This is a genomic window from Curtobacterium sp. MCPF17_021 (assembly GCF_003234605.2).
Classification (GTDB): Bacteria; Actinomycetota; Actinomycetes; order Actinomycetales; family Microbacteriaceae; genus Curtobacterium; species Curtobacterium flaccumfaciens.
Map to the genome: position 1 here is coordinate 2790711 of NZ_CP126252.1, position 24938 is coordinate 2815648.

General features: G+C 71.9%; 27 protein-coding genes. 10 read left to right on the top strand and 17 right to left on the bottom strand.

Features of this window, described 5'->3' with window-relative positions:
- Positions 1-116: 116 nt before the first annotated feature.
- Entirely contained in the window at positions 117-1154 is a 1038-nt protein-coding gene (locus tag DEJ29_RS13130; protein ID WP_111095243.1) for a dipeptidase, read from the bottom strand.
- Positions 1155-1298: 144 nt separating this feature from the next.
- Between DEJ29_RS13130 and DEJ29_RS13135 the strand changes: the two genes are divergently transcribed.
- A complete protein-coding gene (locus DEJ29_RS13135; RefSeq protein WP_111095242.1) occupies positions 1299-1808 on the top strand; it encodes an SRPBCC family protein in 510 nt (169 codons plus the stop codon).
- Here the strand turns inward: DEJ29_RS13135 and DEJ29_RS13140 are convergent.
- The 6 genes from DEJ29_RS13140 to DEJ29_RS13165 form a co-directional block, all read right to left on the bottom strand.
- A complete protein-coding gene (locus DEJ29_RS13140) occupies positions 1775-2608 on the bottom strand; it encodes a MurR/RpiR family transcriptional regulator (protein ID WP_111029315.1) in 834 nt (277 codons plus the stop codon). The two genes, DEJ29_RS13135 and DEJ29_RS13140, sit on opposite strands and share 34 nt — an antisense overlap.
- Positions 2605-3864, bottom strand: a complete 1260-nt coding sequence (locus tag DEJ29_RS13145; protein ID WP_111095241.1) for an allantoate amidohydrolase — start codon at positions 3862-3864, stop codon at positions 2605-2607. The genes DEJ29_RS13140 and DEJ29_RS13145 overlap by 4 nt, the downstream gene beginning before the upstream one ends.
- On the bottom strand, positions 3861-5114 hold the full coding sequence (locus DEJ29_RS13150) for a pyridoxal-phosphate-dependent aminotransferase family protein (protein ID WP_111095240.1): 1254 nt from the start codon (positions 5112-5114) through the stop codon (positions 3861-3863). The genes DEJ29_RS13145 and DEJ29_RS13150 overlap by 4 nt, the downstream gene beginning before the upstream one ends.
- 43 nt (positions 5115-5157) lie before the next feature.
- Complete coding sequence (allB, locus tag DEJ29_RS13155; protein WP_220037341.1) at positions 5158-6534, bottom strand: allantoinase AllB; 1377 nt, start codon at positions 6532-6534, stop codon at positions 5158-5160.
- The gene (locus tag DEJ29_RS13160) at positions 6531-7295 is read right to left on the bottom strand and encodes an aspartate/glutamate racemase family protein (RefSeq protein ID WP_111095239.1); all 765 of its coding nucleotides are present in this window, start codon (positions 7293-7295) and stop codon (positions 6531-6533) included. Before DEJ29_RS13160 ends, allB begins: the two co-directional genes overlap by 4 nt.
- Positions 7296-7453: 158 nt before the next feature.
- Complete coding sequence (locus DEJ29_RS13165) at positions 7454-9019, bottom strand: NCS1 family nucleobase:cation symporter-1 (RefSeq protein ID WP_111095238.1); 1566 nt, start codon at positions 9017-9019, stop codon at positions 7454-7456.
- Positions 9020-9292: 273 nt separating this feature from the next.
- Between DEJ29_RS13165 and DEJ29_RS13170 the strand changes: the two genes are divergently transcribed.
- Positions 9293-9856 carry a VOC family protein gene (locus tag DEJ29_RS13170; RefSeq protein WP_035808811.1) on the top strand — a complete coding sequence of 188 codons (564 nt, stop codon included), beginning with the start codon at positions 9293-9295 and terminating at the stop codon, positions 9854-9856.
- Positions 9857-9907: 51 nt separating this feature from the next.
- Here DEJ29_RS13170 and DEJ29_RS13175 read toward each other — a convergent pair whose 3' ends face one another.
- Positions 9908-10639, bottom strand: coding sequence for a FadR/GntR family transcriptional regulator (locus tag DEJ29_RS13175; RefSeq protein ID WP_110863481.1), 732 nt, complete (start codon positions 10637-10639; stop codon positions 9908-9910).
- Between the two features lie 86 nt (positions 10640-10725).
- On the opposite strand from DEJ29_RS13175, the gene DEJ29_RS13180 reads away from it, so the two are divergent.
- From DEJ29_RS13180 to DEJ29_RS13195, 4 genes are all read left to right on the top strand, one after another.
- Positions 10726-11631 (top strand): proline iminopeptidase-family hydrolase, encoded by a 906-nt coding sequence (locus DEJ29_RS13180; RefSeq protein WP_258375964.1) that lies wholly within the window; start codon positions 10726-10728, stop codon positions 11629-11631.
- Positions 11632-11741: 110 nt separating this feature from the next.
- Positions 11742-13148: an APC family permease gene (locus DEJ29_RS13185; protein WP_071405068.1), complete on the top strand. Its 1407-nt coding sequence runs from the start codon at positions 11742-11744 to the stop codon at positions 13146-13148.
- Positions 13145-14074, top strand: a complete 930-nt coding sequence (locus DEJ29_RS13190) for an acetamidase/formamidase family protein (RefSeq protein WP_111095791.1) — start codon at positions 13145-13147, stop codon at positions 14072-14074. Before DEJ29_RS13185 ends, DEJ29_RS13190 begins: the two co-directional genes overlap by 4 nt.
- Positions 14075-14226: 152 nt before the next feature.
- The gene (locus tag DEJ29_RS13195; RefSeq protein ID WP_258376013.1) at positions 14227-14994 is read left to right on the top strand and encodes an SGNH/GDSL hydrolase family protein; all 768 of its coding nucleotides are present in this window, start codon (positions 14227-14229) and stop codon (positions 14992-14994) included.
- Positions 14995-15000: 6 nt separating this feature from the next.
- On the opposite strand, the gene DEJ29_RS13200 is transcribed toward DEJ29_RS13195, so the two are convergent.
- The 3 genes from DEJ29_RS13200 to DEJ29_RS13210 form a co-directional block, all read right to left on the bottom strand.
- Positions 15001-15492 carry a GNAT family N-acetyltransferase gene (locus tag DEJ29_RS13200; RefSeq protein ID WP_110862263.1) on the bottom strand — a complete coding sequence of 164 codons (492 nt, stop codon included), beginning with the start codon at positions 15490-15492 and terminating at the stop codon, positions 15001-15003.
- Between the two features lie 4 nt (positions 15493-15496).
- Positions 15497-16900 carry an LLM class flavin-dependent oxidoreductase gene (locus tag DEJ29_RS13205; RefSeq protein ID WP_220037361.1) on the bottom strand — a complete coding sequence of 468 codons (1404 nt, stop codon included), beginning with the start codon at positions 16898-16900 and terminating at the stop codon, positions 15497-15499.
- Positions 16901-17037: 137 nt separating this feature from the next.
- Positions 17038-17406 (bottom strand): VOC family protein, encoded by a 369-nt coding sequence (locus DEJ29_RS13210; RefSeq protein WP_110865232.1) that lies wholly within the window; start codon positions 17404-17406, stop codon positions 17038-17040.
- 62 nt (positions 17407-17468) lie between these two features.
- Between DEJ29_RS13210 and DEJ29_RS13215 the strand changes: the two genes are divergently transcribed.
- Both DEJ29_RS13215 and DEJ29_RS13220 read left to right on the top strand, forming a co-directional pair.
- Entirely contained in the window at positions 17469-17918 is a 450-nt protein-coding gene (locus DEJ29_RS13215) for a MarR family winged helix-turn-helix transcriptional regulator (RefSeq protein WP_071405063.1), read from the top strand.
- Between the two features lie 28 nt (positions 17919-17946).
- Entirely contained in the window at positions 17947-18402 is a 456-nt protein-coding gene (locus DEJ29_RS13220; RefSeq protein WP_111095790.1) for a GNAT family N-acetyltransferase, read from the top strand.
- Here the strand turns inward: DEJ29_RS13220 and DEJ29_RS13225 are convergent.
- Positions 18356-18931: a TetR/AcrR family transcriptional regulator gene (locus tag DEJ29_RS13225; protein ID WP_111095789.1), complete on the bottom strand. Its 576-nt coding sequence runs from the start codon at positions 18929-18931 to the stop codon at positions 18356-18358. The two genes, DEJ29_RS13220 and DEJ29_RS13225, sit on opposite strands and share 47 nt — an antisense overlap.
- A gap of 95 nt (positions 18932-19026) precedes the next feature.
- Between DEJ29_RS13225 and DEJ29_RS13230 the strand changes: the two genes are divergently transcribed.
- Positions 19027-20079, top strand: a complete 1053-nt coding sequence (locus DEJ29_RS13230) for a zinc-binding alcohol dehydrogenase family protein (RefSeq protein ID WP_111095788.1) — start codon at positions 19027-19029, stop codon at positions 20077-20079.
- Between the two features lie 18 nt (positions 20080-20097).
- Entirely contained in the window at positions 20098-20910 is an 813-nt protein-coding gene (locus DEJ29_RS13235) for a hypothetical protein (protein WP_111095787.1), read from the top strand.
- On the opposite strand, the gene DEJ29_RS13240 is transcribed toward DEJ29_RS13235, so the two are convergent.
- The 5 genes from DEJ29_RS13240 to DEJ29_RS13260 form a co-directional block, all read right to left on the bottom strand.
- Entirely contained in the window at positions 20903-21373 is a 471-nt protein-coding gene (locus DEJ29_RS13240; RefSeq protein WP_111095786.1) for a GNAT family N-acetyltransferase, read from the bottom strand. The genes DEJ29_RS13235 and DEJ29_RS13240 overlap by 8 nt on opposite strands.
- 27 nt (positions 21374-21400) lie before the next feature.
- Positions 21401-21850, bottom strand: coding sequence for a Fe-S cluster assembly sulfur transfer protein SufU (sufU, locus tag DEJ29_RS13245; protein WP_071405057.1), 450 nt, complete (start codon positions 21848-21850; stop codon positions 21401-21403).
- Complete coding sequence (locus DEJ29_RS13250) at positions 21847-23139, bottom strand: aminotransferase class V-fold PLP-dependent enzyme (RefSeq protein WP_111095785.1); 1293 nt, start codon at positions 23137-23139, stop codon at positions 21847-21849. The genes sufU and DEJ29_RS13250 overlap by 4 nt, the downstream gene beginning before the upstream one ends.
- Before the next feature lie 135 nt (positions 23140-23274).
- Positions 23275-23487 carry an Rv0909 family putative TA system antitoxin gene (locus DEJ29_RS13255; protein ID WP_110892438.1) on the bottom strand — a complete coding sequence of 71 codons (213 nt, stop codon included), beginning with the start codon at positions 23485-23487 and terminating at the stop codon, positions 23275-23277.
- Between the two features lie 95 nt (positions 23488-23582).
- Entirely contained in the window at positions 23583-24866 is a 1284-nt protein-coding gene (locus DEJ29_RS13260; RefSeq protein WP_111095784.1) for a chloride channel protein, read from the bottom strand.
- Between the last annotated feature and the right edge of the window lie 72 nt (positions 24867-24938).

A 24938-nucleotide genomic window follows, 5' to 3' on the forward strand; every position in this document is an offset into this window, starting at 1 on the left:
GAACCCACCGCGAAAGCGACAGATGCCCGCGGAAGGTTTGCGGACATCTGTCGCTTTCGCGGGAGTGAGCACGACCAGCGCCGAGGAGAGTCGCTTTCGCGGCTCGCCCCACCGCGTCAGCGCACGAACGCCGTCCGGGCGAACCGCTCGTCGCTCGCCTCGAGCACCCGCAGCACGTTGCCGCCGGCCAGCGCCCGCAGGTCCGACTCACCCCAGCCGCGTCGGACGAGCTCCGCCGCGAGCACTGGGTACCGCGACACGTCCCGCAGGTCCGGCGGCAGCACCGGGGTGCCGTCGTAGTCGCCGCCGAGGCCCAGGTGCGCCACACCGGCGACGTCGCGGGCGTGCTCGACGTGGTCGGCGACGTCCGACACCGTGACCAGGGGCGGTTCGCCGGACATGCCCGACTCCTCCCAGTCCGCCCACGCCCGCGACACGAACTTCGGCACGAAGGTGATCATCACGACGCCGCCGTTGTCGGCCAACCGGGCGAGCACGTCGTCGGGCACGTTCCGCGGGTGGTCGTCGATCGCGACGGTCGACGAGTGGCTGAACACGACGGGCCGGGTCGCCACGTCGAGGGTGTCCCGCATGGTGGCCGGTGCGGTGTGGGACAGGTCGACGAGCATGCCGATCCGCTCCATCTCGGCGACGACCTGACGGCCGCGGTCGGTCAGGCCGCCGTGCGCCCGCTCCCCGGTCGCGGAGTCGGCCCAGGGGGTGTCGTCGTTGTGGGTGAGCGTCATGTACCGGACGCCGAGCCGGGCCAGGGTGCGGAGGACCGCGAGGTCGTCACCGATCGAGTGCCCGCCCTCGGCGCCGAGCAGCGACGCGATCCGGCCGGAGTCGACGGCGGCACGGACCTCGGCAGCGGTGCGGGCGAGCGCGAGGTCGTCGGGGTAGCGCTCGATGATCCGGTGCGCGAGGTCGACCTGCTGCAGCGTCGTCGTCACGGGGTCCGGGTCGTCCGCGGGCACGAACACCGACCAGAACTGCCCGACGACGCCGCCGGCGCGGAGCTTCGGGATGTCGGTGTGCAGCGAGTCGGTCTCGGTGTCGATGCCCTCGACACCGGAGTCGTGGCTGTCACGGCGCTCCCAGGGCAGGTCGTTGTGGCCGTCGATGACCGGGAACGGGAGCGCGTCGAACGTCATCCCCCGACGCTACCGCCCGCGCCGTCGTGGCTAGGCTCGAACCGTGCAGCCCGTCACCCTCCGCACCGAGCGACTGGTGCTCTCGGCCCCCGACCTCGGCGACGCCGACGACGATCGGTCCACCGCGACGGTCTGGCCGATGTCGTGACCGTCTCGTTCCGGGTCGTGACGGACCTGCCGGTTCCGCCGGAACGCGCCTTTGCGCTGTCGCTCGACATCGGCGCGCACGAGCGATCGATGGCCGCGACCGACGAACGCGCCGTCGCCGGCACGACGGCCGGCATGATCGGCCTGGGCGAGACCGTCACCTGGCGTGCGCGGCACTTCGGGATCGTCTGGCGGATGACGAGCAGGATCACCGCCCTGGAGGCGCCGCACCGGTTCGTCGACGAACAGGTGCGTGGGCCGTTCGCCCGGTTCCACCACGAGCACCGGTTCGAGCCGTCGGCCGGCGGCACGCGCATGGTCGACACCATCACGTTCCGCGCACCGCTCGGCCCGCTGGGCCGCCTGGCCGAGGTGCTCGCGCTGGCCCGGTACATGCCGCGGCTCATCGCCGACCGCAACGCCTCGCTCGCCGCCGAACTGCGTGACGAGCTGGGCGCCGGGTCGGACGGCGATCAGGGCGCAGCGAGCTCCCCCAGCGCGTCGTAGGCGGTGGCGACGGCGTCGACCCGCACCCGGCCGCCCGGACCCGAGGCGTCGTAGACGTCGTTCGTGATCGCGGCGACGACGGCGAACAACGCGGCCATCGAGTCGAACGCCGACGGTGAGTCGACCGGGCAGAGGATCGCGGTGGCGGCGGGGGCGGCGATGACCGCGGCCGTCGGGTCGCCGAGGACGATGACGTCCGCCCCGGAGTCGACGCAGTGCCGGACGATCCGTTCGACCCCGGCGGTGTGCCGACGCACGGTCACCAGGACGACGAGGTCGTGCCGGTCGAGGTCGGCGACCTCTTCGCCGAGCCGTTGCCCGGGCGACGGACCGACCCGGACGTCGGACCGCACCTGCGCCAGCTGGGACCGCAGTTGCAGCGCGATCGGGTACGCGCCGCGTTCACCGAGGACGAGCACCCGGCGGGCACGGACGATTCGACGGGCCAGCCGCGGGCGGTCCGCACGGCCGAGGGAAGCGAAGGCTGCGTCGAGGTTCCGTGCCTCGACCGCACGCTGGTCGACGTGGGCGGCGTCCTCGGCGACCCACGGCAGGCCCGAACCCCGCGCCGACATCAGGTTCTGCCGGACCTCGGCAGCGTCCTGGAACCCCAGCGACCGCACGAGTCGCGAGACCGTCGCCTTCGAGGTGCCGGACTCGGCCGCGAGTTCGGCGGAGGTGCCGACGAGCAGGAGTTCCGGGTCGTGGCGGACCATGGCGGCGACCCGTCGTTCGGCGGGCGAGAGCTGCTCCCACACGGAGTCGATCCGGGCGCGGACGTCGGGGCCGGCGGTGCTCATGCGCGGGCCACCCGGTCGACGGCGACGGCCAGGGCGTCGAGGCCGAGGGCGATGTCCGGCGTCGACACGAACTCGTCGGGGTGGTGGCTGATGCCGTCGGGGTTGCGGAGGAACAGCATCGCCACGTCGGTCACGAGTCCGAGCGACATCGCGTCGTGGCCGGCTCGCGAGAACAGCTCCATCGGCGCGGTCTCACCCGTCGAAGCGATCCCGGCGCGGACGGCGTCCATCAGGCGGGGCGAGCAGAACACCGCGGGTGCACGGTGCACCTCGGTCGGGGTGACGCTCACCCCGCGCCGTTCACCGATGAGCGTGAAGGCCTTGGTGAGTTCGTCCCAGACCTCGTCGCGCTCGTCGTCGAACTCGCCGCGCAGGTCGACGGAGAACCGTGCGAGCCCGGGGACGACGTTGACGGCTCCGGGTTCGACGGTCATCGTGCCGACGGTGCCGACCTGGTGCGATGCCCGGCAGATCCGTTCCACCGCGAGCGCGGCCTCGGCGGCGGCGAGCAGCGCGTCGTGCCGGCGCTCGTAGGGGGTGCCGCCGGCGTGCCGGGCCTCTCCCACGGCCTCGACCGAGAACCGGCGCGCACTCGCGATGCTCGTGACGACCCCGAGGGCCTGCCCGGCCTGTTCGAGGTACGGCCCCTGCTCGATGTGCGCCTCGAGGTAGCCGACCACCGACGCCGGGTCGACCGCGGCGTCGCCGACGCGCTCCGGGTCGAGGCCGAAGTCGGTGAAGGCCTGCCGGAGCGTGACGCCGTCACCGTCGGCCAGGTCCCACCAGGCGTCGTCCCAGACGCCGGCCACCGCGGACGAACCGAGCAGGGCCTTGCCGAAGCGCGTGCCCTCTTCGTCGGAGAACGCGATGACCTCGAGCGCGACGGGCAGCGGACCGTCGGCGGTGAGCCGGGCGACCGTGCGGATCGCCATGAGCACCCCGACGACGCCGTCGTACCGTCCGGCGTCCACCACGGTGTCCAGGTGCGAGCCGAGCAGCAGCACGGGGGCGTCGGGCGTCGCGCCCGCGGCCCGGCCGTGCAGGTTGCCGGCGGCGTCCTGCCAGGTGGACAGTCCGGCGTCCTGCATCCAGCCCGCGACGAGGGCGTTCGCCCGGGCGTGCTCGGGCGACAGGTAGACGCGGGTGATCCGGCCCGGTTCGGCACTGAGGGCGGCGAGCTCGTCGCAGCAGCGGGCGACGAGTTCGGCGTCGGCGGTGCCCACGGCGGTGGCGTTCAGGACGGGCACGGCGCTCACGCGAGCACCTCGGCCCCGGCGGGAGCGACCGCGGCGGTGTCGTCGCGGAAGACGTCGAGGGCGGCATCGACACCGCCGCCGTGCGGGACCGCGTGCCCGGCCCGACGCAGGGTGTGCTCGAGCGCGGCCAGGGTCGTGACGACGGTGTCCTTCCGGGCGTTGTAGCCCATGGTGCCGATGCGCCAGACCCGACCGTGCAGCGGCCCGAACGAGGTGCCGATCTCGATCCCGTGGTCGTCGAGCATCGCGCCGCGCACCTGGTCGCCGACGACGTCGGACGGGATCTCGACGGCGACGACGTTGTGCATCTTGCGGGCGACGTCGCCGAAGACCGGGAGCCCGAGGGCCTGCACCCCGGCGAGCATTGCGCGCCCGGCGGTCTCGTGGCGGGCGACGACGGCGTCGCGGCCTTCCTCGAGCAGGATGCGGGCGCACTCGTGCGCGGCGTAGAGCATCGAAGCGGCCTCGGTGTGGTGGTTCAGGCGGCGGGGGCCCCAGTAGTCGAGGATCATCGCGAGGTCGAGGTAGTTCGAGCGGATCGGTTCGTCGGCGACGTCGTCACCGGGTTCCCGGATGCCGGCCTCGACGCTCCGCCGCTCGTCGAGCACGGCCACGGCCTTCGGCGACAGCGTGACGGGTGCGCTGCCGGACGGGCCGCCGAGGCACTTCTGCAGCCCGGCGCTCACGGCGTCGATCCCCCAGGCGTCGACCTCGAGCGGGTTGCCGCCGACCGTCGCCGTGGCGTCGGTGTAGAGCAGGACGCCGTACCGCTCGCAGATCGCACCGAGCTCGTCGAGCGGCTGGTTCATCGTGGTCGAGGTGTCGCCCTGCACGACCGCCAGCACCTTCGGACGGACGCGGGCGATGGCCGACTCGATCGCGGACGGCGTGAATACCTGACCCCAGTCGGTCTCGATGGTGTGGACCTCGGCCCCGGCACGGCCGGCGATCTCGGCGAGCAGGTGCCCGAACCGACCGAACACCGGCACGAGCACGCGGTCACCCGGGGCGAGCAGTGACACCAGCACCGCTTCGATCCCCGCACGCGAGGTGCCGTCCACGAGCAGCGTCGCGTCGTTGCGGGTGCCGAACACGCGGCGGTAGAGCGCCTGCGTCTCGTTCATCGTCGAGGTCATCCAGGGGTCGTACTGGCCGACGAGCGGCGTCGACAGGGCACGGAGCACGCGCGGGTCGGCGTCGATCGGGCCGGGCCCCATGAGGAGACGGGCGGGTGGGTTCACTGGGAGCATGGTGGTTCCTTCCGTTCCTGATCCGACGATACCGGAACGATCGTTACAGGGGTGTTTCCGCGGCGAGCACGGGCCGTCCGGCCAGCTGCCCCTCGACGCCGACCACGCCGCCGTCCGCCGTGGCGATGCGACGGCCGCGGAGCCAGGTCTCGGTGACGCTGCCGCGCACGCAGAGCCCGTCGAACGCGGACACCGGGTTGCGGTGCTCGAGCCCGGCGACGTCGACGACGGACTCGGCGGACGGGTCGAACACGGCGAAGTGCGCCAGGGCACCGGGAGCGATCTCCCCGCGGTCGCGCAGCCCGACCAGGGCGGCCGGACCGGTCGTGAACAGCGGGAGCAGCGCCTCGAGCGGGACCCCGCGACGCTCGGCCTCGGTCCACACCGCCCGGAACCCGACCTGCAGGCCGGCGACCCCGCCCCAGGCCAGACCCCAGTCGTCGGTCTTCAGGTCGGCGGTGGAGGGCGAGTGGTCCGACACGACGAGGTCGATCGTGCCGTCGAGCACACCGGCCCACAGCGCGTCGCGGTTGGCGTCGTCGCGGATCGGTGGGCAGCACTTGTAGGCGGTCGCGCCGTCCGGGATCGTGCCCGCCTCGAACGACAGGTAGTGCGGGCACGTCTCGACCGTGATCCGGATGCCGTCGTCCTTCGCCGCGCGGAGCATCGGCAGCGCGCCCGCGTCGGACAGGTGCAGCACGTGCACCCGCGCACCGGTCGCCCGCGCGCCGTCGATGACCTGCGCGATCGCGGACCGTTCGGCGGCGACGGGCCGGGTGGCCAGGAAGTCGGCGTACCGGCCGCCGAGCGCACGGTGCGGCACGAGGTGCTCCGGGTCCTCGGCGTGCACGATCAGCAGGGCGTCGATCCGGGCGACCTCGGCGATCGCGGCTCGGAGCTGCTCGGGGTCGAGGTGCGGGAACTCGTCGACACCGCTCGGCGCCGTGAAGCACTTGAACCCGAAGACGCCGGCATCGTGCAGGGCGTCGAGCGAGCCGAGACTCGCGGGGACCGCGCCGCCCCAGAACCCGACGTCGACCGTCACCCGACCCTCGGCACTCGCACGTTTGACGGCGAGCGCCTCGACCGTGGTCGTCGCGGGGATCGAGTTGAGCGGCATGTCCACGATCGTGGTGACCCCGCCCATCGCAGCGGCCCGGGTCGCGGACGCGAAGCCCTCCCACTCGGTGCGGCCCGGCTCGTTGACGTGCACGTGCGTGTCGACGAGTCCGGGGAGCAGCACCTGCCCGTGCGGCACGGTGTGGTCGTGCACGGCGTCGACGACCGCGTCGACGGGCAGGACGCCGGTGACCCGGCCGTCGTGGACGACGACCGCGGCCGGGCGGAACGCCCCGTCGACCCAGGCTCGCTGCGCGCGGACGACCAGGTCTGCCGTGTCGCCCGCCGGGAGGCCCGTCACGCGCCCGCCCCGGCCGTCGCGACCGCCGCCGGGTGGCGTTCGAAGCCCGCCAGCAGCCCCGACATCGCCTTCACCGGCGGCAGGGCGTACTCGCCGCGCTTGCCCGTGGACAAGCCGAGCCGGACGAGTGACTCCGCCAGGACCGTGGCCGCCGCGACGCCGTCGACGACCGGTGCCCCGATGGCCAGCGAGACCTCGGCGCAGAAGTCGGCCATGCCCGCGCACCCGAGCACGACGGCGTCGGCTCCCCCGTCGACGACGGCTCGGCACTCCTCGATCACGAGCGCCCGCGCTCCGGACGCGGGGTCGTCGAGCTCGAGCACCGGGACCTCGCACGCCCGGATCTCGGTGACGAGCGGGGTGAAGCCGTAGCGCTGGGCGAGCTCGTGGGCGCGGCCGGTCGTCCGCGCCAGGGTGGTGACGACACCGAACCGGCGGCCGAGCATCGCGGCGGCGTGGAACCCGGCCTCGGCGATCCCGATCACCGGCACCGTCGCGAGCTCCCGCGCGGCGTCGAGCCCCGGGTCCCCGAAGCAGGCGACGACGAAGGCGTCCACCCCGTCCTGCTCCCCGCGGGCGATCTGCTCGAGCAGCCCGGGCACGGCCAGGGCCTCTTCGTAGTGGCTCTCGATCGAGGCCGGCCCCATCGAGGGTTCGACCGCTTCGACCAGTGTGCCGGGAGCGGCGACGGCCTGGGCCGCGATGCCGATCGCCCGCGTCATCGACGCGGTGGTGTTGGGGTTGACGACGCGGATGCGCATCGGGGTCCTTCCGGTGGAGCGAGTGGAGCGGTGGAACCGGTGGTGCTGGGTGGTGACCATCGTGGCGGGGCGGGGCGGGCCTCCCGGCCGTGGTGTGGATCTGTGGACGACCGGGCGTCGCGACCCGCCCTGTGGAGGACGGGCCGCGACGCCGGCGGTCAGGCGCGACCGACGGCCGCGCCGTCGTCGACCGAGGGGTCGTCCGCGTCGAGCACGGGCATGCTCGGCCGGACACGCTCGAGCGCCCAGAAGACGACGAGGCCCAGGCCGCACCCGATGAACCAGCTGTAGCTCGACAGCCACGGCAGCACATCGAGTGCCGGGGGCAGGACCGCGCTCGCCACCGAGACCGCGCCGGTGACCGCGAGGGTCCAGATGGCGTTCGGGTTGAACCCGCCGCGGTACCAGTACCGGGCGGTGCGGCTCGTGGAGTACATGTCGTCGATCGCGATGCGCTGCTTGCCGACGATGTAGTAGCCCGCGATGAGGATGCCGAACAGCGGGCCGATCAGCGCACCGAGCACCCCGAGCGTGTACAGGATCGCCTGGTCGTTGCCGTACCAGTTCCACGGGGTGAGGAGCACGGAGCCGACCGCGGCGATCATGCCGCCGGCACGCCACGAGATCTTCCGGGGTGCCACGTTCGAGAAGTCGAACGCGGGGCTGATGAAGTTCGCGACGATGTTGATGCCGACGGTCGCCGTGACGAAGGTCAGGCCACCGAGCAGGATCGCGAAGGGTGCTCCGATGGCCTGCACGGTCTCGATCGGGTCGGTGATGAGCTTGCCGAACACCGGCACCGTCGCACTGGCGCAGAGCACCGTCAGGACCGAGAAGAACAGGAAGTTGATCGGCAGCCCCCAGAAGTTGCCGCGCTTGACCGCACGGAACGACCGGCCGTAGCGCGAGAAGTCCCCGAAGTTCAGCATCGGGCCCGAGAAGTAGCTGACCACCAGGGCGACCGCCGACAGCATCACCGGGATCGACGCCCCGAAGGACAGCGGCTCGCCGGCCGACAGGGTGAACGAGATGTTGCCGATGCCCGCCTGGCTGACCAGGTAGACCGCGAGCACGATCATCACCACGTAGACGGCCGGTCCGGCCCAGTCGATGAACCGCTTGATCGCCTCCATGCCCATCCAGAACAGCGCGCCCTGCGCCACCCAGAGGATCGCGTACGAGATCCACCCCAGGGCCGACAGCCCGAGGAACGAGTGGTCGAGCAGCCCCGCCGACGCCGGGATGAACTTGAGGAAGATGATGTTCAGCGACTGGGCGGCGAGGAAGGTCTGCACGCCGTACCAGGCCATCGCGATGAGGCCGCGGATGATGGCGGGGACGTTCGCGCCGAGCACGCCGAACACCGCGCGGTTGATCACCGGGTACGGCACACCGGTGCGCTGCGACGGCTTCGCGACCAGGTTGGCGAAGACCTGCACGATGAGGATGCCGACCACCAGGGCGATGAGCACCTGCCAGCTCGCGATCCCGAGGGCGAAGAGCGACCCGGCGGTGACGTAGCCGCCGACCGAGTGCACGTCGGACATCCAGAAGGCGAAGAAGTTGTAGCTCGTCCAGCGCTGCTCGCGCAGCGGGGCGAGGTCCTCGTTCGTGAGCGCCGGGTCGTACCCGGGCTTGACGACACCGGCACCCGCTGGGGCGGGAGCGGCGGTCGTGGTGGGGGCGTGGGGCGCGGCGACTGGTGTCGCGATGTCGGTAGCCATGGCGTCCTCCGAGGGAGTGGGAAGCGGGGCGGTGCGTGCTTGAGCACGAAGCTACGGAGCGACTTCGCCCCCGCCGTTTCCCTCGTGTAACGGTCGTGTGTCCCGCACCCCGTCCTGGAACGACTGTTCCGGGACGGTGGTCGAGACCGGCGCCGACCGCTCCCGGTGCCGCGCGCGGAGCCGCGGTGCGGCTTGCCGCATCGATGGGCACCGACCCCGCACGGACCCCGCCCCGACCCGAGCGGTGGTGACCGCCGGTGGTACGAATCGACCATGAGCAGGGGAATCAGGATCGACCACGTGGGCGTCACGGTGCCGGACATCGACGCAGCCACGCAGTTCTTCGAGGCGGCGTTCGACGCCGTCGTCCTGTACGACATGCGGCGTCGTGACGAGACGCCGAACAGCAGTTCCGAGGCGCACGGCTACCTCGGCATCCCGAGCACCATGGCGCAGGGGGCCATGCGGATGCTCGCGCTGCCGGAGGGGCCGGGGCTCGAGCTGTTCGAGTACCTGGGGCCCGAGCAGCGGAACGCCGCACACCCGTCCGACCTGGGATGGCAGCACCTGGCGATGTACGCCGACGACCTGGACGAGACGCTCGCCCGGGTCGAGGCGGCCGGCGGCACCCGGAACTCCGACCCGCGCGACCTGCGTGGTGACGAGGCAGGGGCCGGCAACCGGTTCGTCTACACGCGCACGCCGTGGGGGTCGACGCTCGAGCTCGTCAGCTACCCGACGCCGCAGCCGTACCTGGTGTACGCGCCGCGGCCGAAGTGGGCGCCGTGGCCGATGCCGGACGACGTCTACCCGGTGCCGGCACCCGCCGTGCACTGACGACCGACCGCCGCACCGACCGACCAACACACCGACCGACAGACCGTCCTCTCAGTGGCGGGGCACCTGCCCCGTCCGCCGTACGGCCCGTTCGAGCAGTTCGACGTCGATCCCGACGTGCTGCCGGGCAATCACGCCCGCCTCGGGCGCCCGCCCCGAACACACCGCGTCCACCAGCAGTTCGTGCTCGTGGAGCGCGCGGGTCTCCATCTCCGCCATGCCCTCGGCCGTGCCCCACAGGTGCGCCGGAGCGGCGATGGAGATCTGCGCCTCCAACCCGGCGAGCGCCGTCCGCAGGGCGTCGTTCCGCGCGGCGTCGATGATCGTCCGGTGCAGCACGGCGTCGGCCTGCTGCTTCTCGAGCCCCGAGGTGGCGTCGCGGAACACCTCGAGCCGTGCACGGATCAGGGCGGCGTCGTCCGGGGTGACCCGTTCCGCTGCGGCCGTCGCGAGCGCCCCGTGCAGCAGCGCGATGGCGTCGGCGGTGTCCTGGATCGCCTCCCACCGGGCGAGCAGCACCCGTCCGACGGCGTCCGATGAGCTGTCCGGCCACTCGGTGCGGACGAACGTGCCACCACCCCGGCCTCGACGGGTCTCGAGCAGCCCCCGTTCGACGAGCCGCGCGATCGCACCGCGCACGGTGACCCGGGCGACGCCGAGCAGGCCGGCCAGTTCGCGTTCCGGCGGCAGGTTCGCGCCGGGCAGGTACTCGCCCACGGCGACGGCGGTCACGAGGCGGTCCTCGACCTCGTCGACGCGCGTCTCGGTCGTACGATCGGACACACGGACCCCCTTCGCGGTGTTACGACCACGTTAAGGCAGCAGAAAAGGTATTGCGTGGGACCTTTTTCCGCTCCATGCTGACCCCCATGTCCAGCATCACCGAATCCACGATGCCGTTCCGCGACGGCGAGACCTGGTACCGGGTCACCACGCCCGACACCCCGGTCGCGGGCGCGCTGCCCCTCGTCGTCCTGCACGGCGGGCCCGGCATGGCCCACGACTACCTCCGGAACCTCGCGGCCCTGGCCGACGAGACCGGCCGGACCGTCGTCCACCACGACCAGTTCGGCTGCGGCCGGAGCAGCCACCGCCCGGACGCGCCGGTCGACACCTGGCAGCCGCAGCTGTTCGTCGACGAGTACGCCGCCCTGGTCGAGCACCTCGGGCTCGGCGACCACCACGTGCTCGGGCAGTCGTGGGGCGGCATGCTCGGCGCCGAGATCGCGGTGCAGCAGCCCGCGGGGCTCCGGTCGCTGGCGATCTGCAACTCCCCCGCGTCGATGCAGCTCTGGGTCGACGGCGCCGCCGAGCTCCGCGCGCAGCTGCCCGCCGACGTGCAGGACGCCCTGACCCGGCACGAGACGGCCGGCACCGTCGACGACCCCGAGTACCTGGCGGCGACGCAGGTCTTCTACGAGCGGCACGTCTGCCGCGTGGTCCCGATGCCGCAGGACTTCGTCGACTCCGAGGAGCAGATGGAGCGCGAGCCGACGGTCTACCACACGATGAACGGCCCGAACGAGTTCCACGTCATCGGCACGATGCGTGACTGGACCATCGTCGACCGGCTCGAGAGCGTCGCCGTGCCGACGCTCGTCGTCGCCGGCGAGCACGACGAGGCCACCCCCGCCACGTGGGCGCCGTTCGTCGAGCGGATCGCCGACGTCCGGCAGCACGTCTTCCCCGGTGCGAGCCACTGCTCGCACCTGGAGCAGCCGGCGGAGTTCCGCCGGGTCGTCGCGACCTTCCTGGCCGCGCACGACGACGCCTGACCCGGCCACCTTCGGTCTGGAGGCGCGGGGCGGGCCCGCCCCGCGCCTCCAGGCAAGCAGTCCCCACCCCCACCGCCGCACCCGTCCCTCCACCCGAAACGGAACCCGACATGTCGCAGCAGCACAGCGAGCTCTCCGCACAGCAGCAGCTCGAGGCCTACGGCTACAAGCAGGAGCTCAAGCGCTCCGTCTCCACCACCGACCTGCTCATCTACGGCCTGGTCTTCATGGTCCCGATCGCCCCGTGGGCGATCTTCGGGACCGTCTACAACGCCTCCAGCGGCATGGTGCCGCTGGTGTACCTCGTCGGCCTCGTCGCGATGATCTTCACCGCCCTGGCCTACGCGCAGATGGCGAAGTCGATCCCCCTCGCCGGCAGCGTGTTCTCGTACGTCGGCCGCGGCATCCACCCCACCGCCGGGTTCTTCGCCGGCTGGGCGATCCTGCTCGACTACCTGCTCGTCCCGACGCTGCTCTACGTGTTCGCCGCGGAGAGCATGGTCGGCATCTTCCCGGGCACGCCCCGCTGGCTGTGGGCACTCGTGTTCGTCGCGATCAACACCGTCATCAACCTGGCCGGGGTGTCCTCGCTCAAGCTCGCGAACCGCATCTTCCTGCTCATCGAGCTCGTCTTCGTCGCGATCTTCGTCGTCATCGCGATCGTCGCGCTGACCGGTGGCACGATCCCCGACGCGTCCTTCGGCACCGAGCAGATCTGGGACCCTGCCAAGGTGTCGGCGCCGCTCATCGCCTCGGCCCTGTCGATCGCGGTGCTGAGCTTCCTGGGCTTCGACGGCATCTCGACGCTGTCCGAGGAGTCCACCGGCCGTCGTGGCGGAGCCGGCACGGCGATGATCCTGGCGCTCGTCATCGTGGCGTTCCTGTTCATCCTGCAGACCTGGCTCGCATCCGCCCTGGCCGCGGGGCGGGACTCGTTCTCGGACAGCGAGGCCGGCAACGCCTTCTTCACCATCGTCGAGCAGGCTTCGTCGAGCGGCTGGGCCACCGCGTTCTTCGCCGTCAACGTACTCGCCGTCGGCATCGCGAACGCCATGGCCGCACAGGCCGCGACGAGCCGCCTGCTGTTCTCGATGAGCCGCGACCGTCAGCTGCCCGCGTTCCTGCACAAGCTCAACGGGCGCCAGGTGCCGCAGAACGCGATCATCGTCGTCTCGGTGCTCTCCGCGATCCTGGTGCTGTTCTTCGTCGGGCAGATCGACACGATCTCGTCGCTCGTGAACTTCGGCGCGCTGTTCGGCTTCATGCTTCTGCACGTGTCCGTCTTCGTGCACCACGTCGTCAAGGGCAAGTCGCGCAACTGGCTGCTGCACCTGGTCGTGCCGCTGGTCGGGTTCCTGATCATCGGGTACGTCCTGCTCAACGCCGCGGTCGAGGCGAAGGTCGGCGGGATCATCTGGCTGATCGTCGGCGCGGCCGTGTTCCTGTACTACCGACGCACCGGCCGTTCCACCGAGGTCGGCTCCGAAGCAGAACCGACGACGGAGGACGCACGATGACCCCGGACCACTTCCTGCCGAACACCCTCGGCCGCCCCGGGTTCTCGGCCGACCGGGAGCCCGTGCTGCGGGTCCGCCCCGGCACCGGCGAGACCATCGGCTTCGAGACCACCGACGCCGTCTACGCCGAACTCGACCAGCACCACGACATGGCGCAGCTGCAGGCACCCATCAACCCGGTGACCGGGCCGGTGTTCGTCGAGGGGGCGGAACCCGGCGACACCCTCGTGGTGACCATCCACGCCATCGAGCTGACCACGCACGGCTGGTCGGTGTCCCTGCCCGGCTCCGGGGCCCTGCAGCACGTGATGGGCGACCGGGTCTTCGCCCGCCGCTGCCCGATCGCGGACGACATGGTGCAGGTGTCCGACCGGCACCGGTTCCCCGTCCGGCCGATGATCGGGTGCATCGGCACGGCGCCGGCCGAGGGCGAGAACTCGACGATCATGCCGGCCTACCCGGAGGGCGGCAACATGGACGTCACCGAGGCCCGCCCCGGCTCGACGGTGTCCCTGCCCGTCCGGGTCCCCGGTGCGCTGCTGTCGATCGGCGACATCCACGCGCTCATGGCCGAGGGCGAGTCGTCGTTCGTCGCCATCGAGGCCCAGGGCACCGCGATCGTCTCCGTCGACCTGGTCAAGGGCGGTCCGGTGCTCCGCGCGCCCCGCATCGAGACCGCCGACGACTGGCTGTTCGTCGGCCTCGGCGACCCCGTGCAGGAGAGCGTCCGGCGCGGGTACGAGGATGCCTTCGCGTTCCTGGTCGACGAGCACGGCTGGACCGCCGAGGACGCCTACGCGGTGCTCAGTGCGGTCGGTGACTCGAAGCTCGGCGGGCCGACCGGCTCCACCGCCCCGGACCCCTTGCACCCCTTCGCCGCCGTCGGTGCGGTCACCCTGCACCGGGTGCCGAAGGCGGTGCTGTGAGGGTTCGCTGAGGGTGACGAGCCCTTCGTGAGCAGGAATGGTCGGGTGCCGAACGGTGACCCGACCATTTCTGCTCACGAAGCCCACCAAACTCACGAAGCTCGCGCCGCCGCACCGGGAACCTGCACAGGCATGTGCACGATGATGGGCGCATGCACGACACCATCCGCTACGTCGCGATCGGCGACAGCTTCTCGGAGGGCATCGGCGACGCCGGACCCGCTCCGTTCCCCGGCTGGACCGGACGACTCGCGAGCGCGATGGCGGGAGCCTCGGACGCCCACGTCTCGTACGCGAACCTCGCGGTGCGCGGCCGACTGCTCGCCGGGGTCCTCGACGGTCAACTCGAGGCCGCCCTCGCGCTCGACCCGGCGCCGACCCTGATCACCTTCTGCGCCGGCGGCAACGACCTGCTGCGCCCGCGCTTCGAGGTGGACGCGCTGATCGGGCAGGTCGAGGCCGCCGCCGACCGTGTCGAGGCCACCGGGGCGCGCCTGGCACTCCTCAGCCCAGCCGACCCGAGCGCCCGCCTGCCCCTCGGTTCCCTGATCAACCGCCGCGGTGATGCCTGGGCCGAGGCGCTCGGCACGCTCGCCCGACGCCGTGGCCTGCCGTTCGTCGACGTCTCCCGCGACCCGCACCTGCGTCGTGCGGAGTTCTGGTCGGACGACCGGCTGCACATGAACGCCACCGGGCACCAGCGCGTCGCGGACCTGGCGCTGCACGCGGTCCTGGACGGCCCCGCGCCGGTCGAGCCCGCGGACCCCGGTGCCGCCCGGCCCCGTCTGGGCGAGGAACTCCGCTACTACCGCGAGTACGTCCTGCCGTGGGTCCAGCGCCGGATCACCCGCACGTCGTCGGGCGACGGGCGCTCGGCGACCTACCCGACGTGGACGCCGGTGCGCGGTCAGGACGCGTAGCCAGCGTCAGCCCGCGACGTACACGCGGGTGGTGACCCCGCTCAGCGCGTGCGCGAACTCGTCGCCCGTCGCCACGAAGCCGCCCGCCTCGTACAGCCGCACCGCCCGGTCGTTGTCGCCGAGCACGTGCAGCACGACGCGGGGGTGTCCGGCAGCCCGGGCGTCGTGCACCGCCTCGGACAGCAGCGACCGTCCGACCCCGCGAGCCTGCACCCCGGGCCGCACCGCGAGCAACGACAGGTAGGCGGCGTCCGCCGGGTCCGTCGACCGACCGGTGCCCGGTGCCGTCACGAGCACGAAGCCGTCGACCGCACCGTCCGGGCCGGGGGCCACCAACCAGGCGACGTGCTCCGCCGCGAACTTCTGCCGCGCGCGCTCCCGCACCGCCGGGTCCTCGGCGGCACCGTCACGGGCAGCCACGGCAGCGGCCCACAGGTCGATGCAGGTGTCGGTCTCGTCCGGGGTCGCAGGACGCACGACCACGGACGACTCGATCACCCGATCAGCCTACGACCGCCCGGCTCCCGATCCTGAACGACGCCCCACGGTGCTCGTCGGGCAGCCGGTCCCCGCGGCCGTGCAGCTTCTGGCGGAGCGACCCCGGCTCGTACTCCTCCGGGTAGGCCCCACGGGCACGGAGCTCCGGGATCACGAACTCGATGACGTCCTCCCACGTGCCCGGGGTCACCGCGTAGGCCAGGTTGAAGCCGTCGACGTCGGTGAGCTCCTGGATCTCCTGCAGCCTGTCGGCGATGGTCGCTCCCCCACCGACCGCCACCGGGCCGAGCCCGCCGATCGCCGTCTGCCGCGCCAGGTCACGGATCGTCCACTTCGACCCGTCCTCCCCCGTCGCTGCCGCGATGTTCGCCGCCGCCGACTGGATCGCGTTCGACTCGACGTCACCGAGGGGCTGGTCCGGGTCCCACTGCGACAGGTCGACGCCCATCCAGCCGGAGTTGAGCACCAGCGCGCCGAGCTCCGACGCGTACGACAGGTAGTCCTCGTACTTCGCCTGGGCAAGCTCGTCGGTGGCGTCCGTGATCACGGTGAGCAGCGTGTAGACGCGGGCGGCGTACCGGTCGCGACCAGCTGCCTCCAGGGCGTCCCGGACCTTCGCGACGGTCGACGCGAGCTGCTCGACGGTCGGTGCGCCCACGAAGACCGCTTCCGCGTTCTCCGCGGCGAAGCGGATGCCGCGTGGCGACGCGCCCGCCTGGTAGATGACGGGCGTGCGCTGCACGGACGGCTCGGACAGGTGGATGCCCGGCACGTCGAAGTGCGTGCCGTGATGCTCGATCGGGTGCACCTTCGCCGGGTCCGTGAAGACCCCGGCTTCGCGGTCGGCGACGACGGCGTCGTCCTCCCACGAGCCCTCCCACAGCTTGTAGAGGACCTCGAGGTACTCGTCCGCCACGTCGTACCGGTCGTCGTGCGACAGCTGGTCGGTCTGGCCCATGTTCCGCGCGGCACTCGGCAGGTACCCGGTGACGACGTTCCAGCCGACCCGCCCCTTGGTCAGGTGGTCGAGCGTCGACATGCGTCGGGCGAACGGGTACGGGTGCTCGTACGCCGTGCCGGCCGTGATGCCGAAGCCCAGGTGCTCGGTCACCCACGCCATCGCCGACACGAGCAGGATCGGGTCGTTCACCGGCACCTGCGACCCGGTGCGGAGCGCGGCCTCGTTCGAGCCGCCGTACACGTCGTAGGTGCCCAGGACGTCGGCGATGAAGATGCCGTCGAACGCCCCGCCCTCGAGCGTCTTCGCCAGGTCCGTCCAGTAGGTCAGGTCGCGGTAGTCCCGCGACCGGTCGCGGGGGTGCCGCCACAGTCCGGAGGACTGGTGCGCGACGCAGTTCATGTCGAACGCGTTGAAGCGGATCTGCCGGTGCTCGCTGCTGGTGGTCACGGGTCGAGACGCTACGTCGGACACCTGCGACCGTCACGGATCGTGACGAAGCGTGACGGTCGGCTCCGGCACCGGCCTGGAGGCCCGCCCCGCGTCCGCCACGACGCCCGCGCCGGGCGCGTGGCCGGCTCCAGGGCTCAGGCGCGGTCGTGGAGCGTGACGTGGTAGCCGTCGGGGTCGGCGAACGTGAACGTCCGACCGAAGGGACCGTCGATCGGCGCCGAGACGATGCGGTGGCCGTCGGCGACCAGCGCGTCGTGGATCGCCTGCACGTCCGTTGCGTGCAGCCAGACCGCGGCGCCGACGCCGGGCTGCGCCACCGCGTCGAGGTCCGTGCCGGGCACCAGGTCGCGCAGGGCGAAGGCGATCGGCGTGGTCTCGAACACGACGGCGTGCGGCGGACCGGCCTGCGAGCGGACGAGGCCGAGGTAGCGCTCGTAGAACGCCTGCGAGGCGTCGAGGTTCCTGGTCTGCAGGGAGATGAAGTCGGGGCCTGTGACGGGCATGTGGTGCTCCTTGAGTACGTGTCAGTCTTCTGACACAGGACAATCTATGTCAGACTGCTGACATGCGTCAAGACGACACCGGCATCCACCTCGAGACGTCGATCGGCTACCTGCTCAAGGAGACCGCGAGCGCCCTCCGGGCGTCGATGGAAGCCGTGCTGCGCCCGCTCGGCATGACGGTGACGCACTACTCCTGCCTCGAGCTGCTCGCGCAGCGCCCCGGCCTGTCGAACTCCGAACTCGCGCGCGGCACGTTCGTGACCCGGCAGTCGATGAACGTGTTGCTGCAGACCCTGGAGCGCGACGGCTTCGTCACCCGTGCCACCGAACCGTCGGTCGGCAAGGCACTCCCCACGCAGCTGACCGACAGCGGGCGGCGGAGTCTGGCGCAGGCGAGTGCGGCGATCCGTGGGGTCGAGCAGCGGATGCTCGCCGATCTGACCGCAGACCAGCAGACCGAGGCCCGTCAGATCCTGCGGAGCATGGTGACGTCGCTCCGCAGTGAGGCGTGAACCCTCGCGGGGTTCGTAGGCTGAGCGGATGGACGTCGCACTGCGGGACAGCACCACCAAGGACCTCGAGTGGCTCGTCGAGCTCCGGGCCGTGGTGCTGCGCGACGACCTGACACGCCTCGGGGTGTTCGACGAGACGCGCGTCCGACAGCGCCTCCGCGACGCGTTCCAGCCGGAGCTGACCCGCATCGTCGTGGTCGACGACCGCGACGTCGGGTCGATCACCGTGCGGGTCGAGGACGACGTCCGCTGGGTCGAGCACTTCTACCTCGCGCCCGACGTTCAGGGGCGTGGAGTCGGTTCGACCGTGCTGCGCGCTGTCCTCGACGAGCCCCACGAGGGTCCCACGCGGCTCAACGTGCTGGTGGGCAGCCCGGCTCGCCGACTCTACGAACGACACGGCTTCGTGCTCGACACCGACGACGGCGTCGACGTGTTCATGACGCTGCGGGCCGCCGATCGAGCACCCCACGGAGCGCGCTGAGCTGCTCGTCGACGACGCCGGCCATCCGGCGCTCGGCCGGTCCGGTGAGCCACGACTCGAGGGCCAGGTGGAACAGCATCACGGTCGTCTCGGCGATCACCGCCGCCTCGGCCGGGTCGAGGCCGCGAGCGACGAAGGCCTCGCGCACCGCGTCCGTCAGGTCGGCGCGCTTCCGGGCATCGCGTTCCCGGAGCGACGGCTCGGACAGCACCAGCCGCCGCACCGAGCCGACCTGGTCGTGACGCCCCTCGAACCGCTCGTCGGCGACGGTGCGGAGGCCGTGCACGACGATGTCGAGCGGGTCGACCCCGGCCGGTGCGGCCTCGATGGCAGCGTGGGCGAGGTCGGGGATCTCGTCGCCGGCGAAGATCACCTCGCGTTTGTCGGCGAAGTACCGGAAGAAGGTGCGGGTCGTGAGCCCTGCCCGTGCGGTGATCTGCGGCACCGTCGTCGCCTGGTACCCCTGTTCGGCGAAGAGCTCGAACGCCGCTCGCTCGAGTCGCCCTCGGGCATCCGGAGACCAGCGCATGGCTCAACAGTAGTGGTGATGACACGACGTGTCGTGGTTCAGTGAGCGATGACACGTCGTGTCATGAGCCACTTCGAGCAAGGGATTCGGACACCATGTCGTCATCGGGCAACACAGCACTGTGGACCACGTCGAGCGGCCGGTTCACCGTCGGACCCGCGCCGGTCCCCCAGCCGGGACCCGGCGAACTCGTCGTCCAGGCCGCGGCCGTCGCCGTGAACCCGGTCGATGCCGTCGGCGGACTGTTCCGACACCTGGTGTTCCCGAAGCTGCGGTTCCCCGCCGTCCTCGGGTCGGACGTCGCCGGCACCGTCGTCGCGATCGGCCCCGGCCTCGAGCGGTTCCGTGTGGGCGACCGGGTCGTCGGGCACGCCGCGGGGCAGGAGCAGCACCGGAACAGCGCTGCCGAAGGCGCCTTCCAGCACCAGGTCCTGCTGCTCGAACGCGTGACGACCCCGGTGCCGGATGGTCTGCCGGCCGAGCAGGCAGCGGTCCTGCCACTCGCCGTCTCGACCGCCGCCGCCGGCCTGTTCGAGCCGGACCAACTCGCTCTGTCGCTCCCGACCGCAGACACGGCCGAGCGCCCCGGGGTCGTCCTGGTGTGGGGCGCGTCCACGAGCGTCGGCGCCAACGCCGTCCAGCTCGCCCGGGCCGCCGGGTACGCCGTGATCGGCACCGCGTCGCCGAAGAACCACGCGTTCGTGCAGTCGCTCGGGGCTGAGGCGGTTTTCGACTACCGTGACGACGGTGCCGCACGCCGCATCCTCGAGGCACTCGCCGACCGGGAGCTCGCCGGCACCCTCGCCTTCGGCCAGGGCTCACTGACCCGCACGCTCCCGATCGTCCGAGCAGCCACCGGCTCCGGCCGACTCGCATCGGCGTACCCGACGCCGGTGACGACGATCCGCGCGCGGCTCGAGCGCCGACACGGGGTCCACGTCACCGCGATCTGGGGCGGCCGCCCGACCGAGTCCGAGGTCGGCCCGGCGATCTACCGTGACTTCCTGCCCGAGGCGCTCCGCACCGGGCAGTACCGTGCCACCCCGACCGCATCCGTGGTCGGATCGGGACTCGCCGCGATCCCGGACGCCCTCGACGAGCTCCGCGCGGGTGTCTCCGCCCGGAAGCTCGTCGTCACGCTCCCCTGAGCCGGTAGCGTCAGCGACGTGACCGATGCCCACGAGCAAGACGACGAGACGTTCGAGATCATGATGTCGGGCGGTGGAACGCCGCGGGGGCACCTGCAGGACCCCAGCGCCGTGACGCTGCACCTGGACCCGCGGCTCCTCGGCGACACCGCCAGGGGCGAAGAGATGTTCGCCCGGGCAATCGACCAGCAGCACACCGCACTGTCCGCCTACGCCACAGCGCTCCAGGTCGCCGACGGAGACGTGACCGCCTCCGCGGTGCAGGACGCTGCGACCGCACTGCACCAGGCGCTCCAGTTCCTGCCGATCGCCCACACCGTGTACACGGGCGTCGGCTTCCCCACCGCCCGCGTCGGGGACGACCCCCGCCCGACCTCGCTGCGACCGGAACGCGGCGAGCGCGGCCTCGGCGTCCACCCGGACATGCTCACGGCGATCCACGGGGACACCTCGCAGCGGTGGGAGCTCGCGGGCGAAGAGGACCTCCCCCTCGCCGTCGAGATCACCCTGGCGACCGATCGGGACGAGAACGTGCGGTCCGCGTTCCTCATGATGACGAGGTCACGAACCGTCGTCCTGCTCATGGAACAACGCGAGACCGACCCGGGCGTCCTCGACCAGCTCGCCCAGCAGAGCTACGCGAGCCCCGAACGGAAGTTCCCGCTGCGGTTCATGCACCTCGCACCTCGTGAGCTCGACGGGCTCTACGAGCTCCTGGGTCTCGAGGACCAGGCCATCGCGCGCGCGGAGGCCCGCTGGGCACAGGCGCAGGATCGGAACGAGCGCATCAGCGTCGGTGACGCGCTGCGCGAGATCGGCGTCATCAGCTGATCCGCTTGGCGGACCAGCGATCCGAGTACGGCTCGTCGTTGAACGGCGCCACCCGGACGAAGCCGAGCCGTTCGTAGAGCGCACAGGCCTCGGCGAGCTCGGCCCGCGTGTCCAGCCGCAACGTTGTGGTCCCGCGTGCACGGCAGAGGTCCTCGACGTGGCGCAGCAGCGCCGAACCGACGCCCCGGCCACGGTGCTCCGGCAGCGTGAACACCTTCGTCAGCTCGCCGACGGCACCCACGAAGCGCACGCCGGCGCAGGCGACAGCGGCTCCCCCGACGGAGGCGACGACGAACACCCCGGAGTCCCCCTGCAGGTCGTCGAAGGGCTCGTCGAGCATCGCCCGATCGGCCTCGGCCGACGTCGCCGCTCGCCCGTACCACCGCGACGCGACCTCCGTCAGGTAGGCCCGCACGATCGCGTCGGCCCGGCCTGCGCCAGGTCGCTCCGTCTCGATGATCATCGCGCCCCTTGCGTGGCCGCACACGGGTCAGCGGGACGCGGTCGCCTCGCGCGCGGCTGCTTCCGCCGCGACCCAGGCGAGCATCCCGCACTTCACGCGCATCACGAACTTCGAGACGCCGTGGAAGGCGACGAGGTCCTCGAGGACGTCCTCGTCGGGCTCGCCGACACCGCGCGAGCGCATCATGGTGCGGAACTCCTCGGTCAGTGCGAGGAACTCGGGCACTGTGCGGCCGACGGCCATGTCGGTGAGGACCGATGCCGAGGCCATCGAGATCGAGCAGCCGTCACCCTGCCAGGCGAGCCCGGCGATGCGGTCGGTGCCGGGTTCGAGCCGCAGGCTGACCGTGATCTCGTCGCCGCACGTGGGGTTCCGCTCGAAGTGCGAGGCATCCGCATCGGGCATCGCACCGTCGCCGTGCCGCGCCTTCGCGTGGTCGAGGATGACCTGCTGGTACAGGCTGTCGAGGGCGTTCACGCGGTCGCTCCGAAGTAGTCGCGGATCTCGGCGACGGCTGCGAGGAACCGGTCGACGTCGTGCTCGGTCGTGTACACGTACGTGCTGGCACGGCTCGTGGCGACGAGGCCGAGCCGACGGTGCAGGGGCTGGGCGCAGTGGTGGCCGGAACGCACGGCGATGCCCTGCGCGTCGAGGTACTGCGAGACGTCGTGGGCGTGCACACCCTCGACGTCGAACGACACCAGACCGGAGCGCGGGACGCCGGCGGGCGGGCCGACCAGGCGGATGCCGGGCACGGCGGCGAGACCGTCGAGCATCCGGCGGGCGAGGTGCTCCTCGTGGGCGCGGACCCGTTCCATGCCGATGCCCTGCAGGTAGCGGACGGCCTCGGCGAGGGCGACCACCTGGGACACGGGCTGCGTGCCGGCCTCGAACCGCTCGGGTGCCGGCATGAACTCGGAGCCCTCCATCGTCACGGTGGTGATCATCGAGCCACCGGTGCGGAACGGCGGCAGGGCGTCGAGCAACTCCGCACGGCCCCAGAGCACGCCGATGCCGTTCGGGCCGAGCATCTTGTGCCCGGAGAACGCGGCGAAGTCGACCCCGAGCTGCTGCACGTCGAGGGGACGGTGCGGTGCGGACTGGCAGGCGTCGAGCACCACGAGGGCGCCGCGGGCGTGAGCGAGGCCGACGACCTGCTCGACGGGGGCGATCATCCCGGTGACGTTCGAGACGTGCGAGAACGCGACGACCTTCGTGCGGTCGGTGATCAGCGCCGCGGCGTCGTCGGCGGTCCAGGTGCCGTCGTCGGCGACCGGGATCCAGCGCAGGGTGGCACCGGTCAGTGCGGCGAGCTCCTGCCACGGCACGAGGTTGGCGTGGTGTTCGGCCTCGGTCACGAGGATCTCGTCACCGACGCCCAGGCGGAAACGCTCGGCATCGGCACCCCCGCGACCACGGCTGGCGTTCGCCATGCCGTACGCGACCAGGTTGAGCGCGTCGGTGGCGTTCGCGGTCCAGACGACCTCGGTCGGCGCGGTGGCGCCGATGAACCCGGCGACGGTGGCACGGGCGTCCTCGTAGGCGTCGGTGCTGAGCGCGGCGAGCGTGTGGGCACCGCGGTGGACGGCGGCGTTGTCGTGCTCGAGGAACCGGCGCTCGGCGTCGAGGACCTGGCGCGGGCGTTCCGCCGTCGCCCCGGAGTCCAGGTACGCCAACGGGTGCCCGTTCACGTCCTGCGCGAGGATCGGGAAGTCCCGCTTGATCGCCTCGACCTCGGTCTCGGTGAGCGGCTGGTTCGGCGCCACGACTGTCACGTCTCGTCCTCCTGGTGCTGCTGTCCGGAGCAACCCGTCAATGGTGTCCGTTGTTCCCGACCACGTCCAGTCGGCACGGCGACGGCCCAGGACCACGCCGGGTCCTGGGCCGTTGCACGTCGACGGCTACTCGTTGCCGAGCTTCTTGTCCGCTGCGTCGCGGGCACCGTCGATCTTGTCGTCGTACTTGCCGCCCGTGGCCTTCTTGACCGCGTCAGCCACGCCGCCGAGCACCTTGTCGCTGACGCCCTCGGCCTTCTCGCTCTGCAGGGCGTCCTGGACCTTGCCGTCCTTCAGGAACTCCTGGGCCTTCTTCGTGATGTCGTCGAACCCCGCCATCGGCTGCTCCTCACCTCGGTGCGGAGCCCGTCGCTCCGTCCTGGCGCCGACAGTAGGCCCCGGAGACGCCGTCCGTACCGGGACGTTCGGGGTCTTCACACCATCTGGGCGCTGCGGCGACGGGCGAGCACGTAGCCGACGGCGACCGCGCCGGACACCGCGAGCAGCGACGGCACGAGGATGTCGGTGCCCTGCTGGGTGAACTCGACGACGAGCACGAGGGCGGTGAACGGTGCCCGCATGGTGGTGGCGAGGAAGGCCGCGGCACCGACGAACGCGAAGGCCGCGAGGCTCGGGCCGTCAGCCGGCCACAGCAGCAGCCACGCCCCGCCGAGTCCTCCGCCGATCGCCGACCCGATCGCGATCGAGGGCGTCAGGGTGCCGCCGACCGCACCCGCGCCGATGGTGGCCGAGGTGGTCACGGTCCGCAGGACGCCGAGCAGCAGCAGGAGGACGATCGGCGACAGCCCCGCGAAGGACGCGTCGTCGAGCGTGCTGTTCATCGCGACGAGGCCGAGCGCCCGGCCGTTGCCGAGGATCTCCGGGAACGGGATCGCGATGAGCCCCACCATCGCGAAGACCACGGGCAGCACGACGAGCAGGTGCCAGCCCTTCGGCGCGATGCCCTGCAGGCGGTTGGTCAGCTTGACGAACCCGACCCCGGCGAGCCCCAGCACCGGCCCGACGACGACCGCCCAGACGAGCAGCGACGGCGACAGGTGCATCGCGGGGACGTGGTACAGCACCTCGTCCGGGATCACGAGCCGGGCGGTGATGGCGGCGACGGCACTCGTGGCGAAGGCGGGCAGAGCGGTCGCGAAGCTGATCTCCCCGAGCAGGACCTCGACCGCGAACAGCGCGCCCCCGAGGGGCACGTCGTACACGGCCGCGAGGCCGGCCGCGGCACCGCAGGCGACGAGGATCTTCGTCTCGCGAGCCGTCAACCCGGCACGACGGGTGACGAGCTGGGCGAGCCAGGCTCCGACCTCGCGCGGCGCCACCTCTTTGCCGATGGACGCGCCGAGCCCCACGGCCAGGATCTGGATGCCGGCGTTCGCGAGCGTCGCCAGGGCCGGCATCCGCTTGCCGTCGACGGCCGCCGTGACCGAGACGATCGAGCGTCCCCACCGACGGAGCGCCCACCAGGCGAACCCGGTCAGGACGCCGGCTGCGGTGAGCGCGAGGAACCGGTTCAGGCCGGAGGACGCGTCGGCCGCTTCGAGGTGCCCCCCGAACCCGTACCCGAAGGCGACGAACTGGATGAGCTGGAGCGCGAGCCAGACCGCGATGCCGGCGACGCCGCCGGAGACACCGACCAGAGCGGTGACGACGGCGAGCTTGAGGGCCCAGACCGGGGTCGCGTGTCCGGAGTGCGGCATGACCGGAAGCCTAACGGGCTGGACGCATCCGATGACGGACCGTGACCGGCCCACCGGACGCGGGACGGGCCT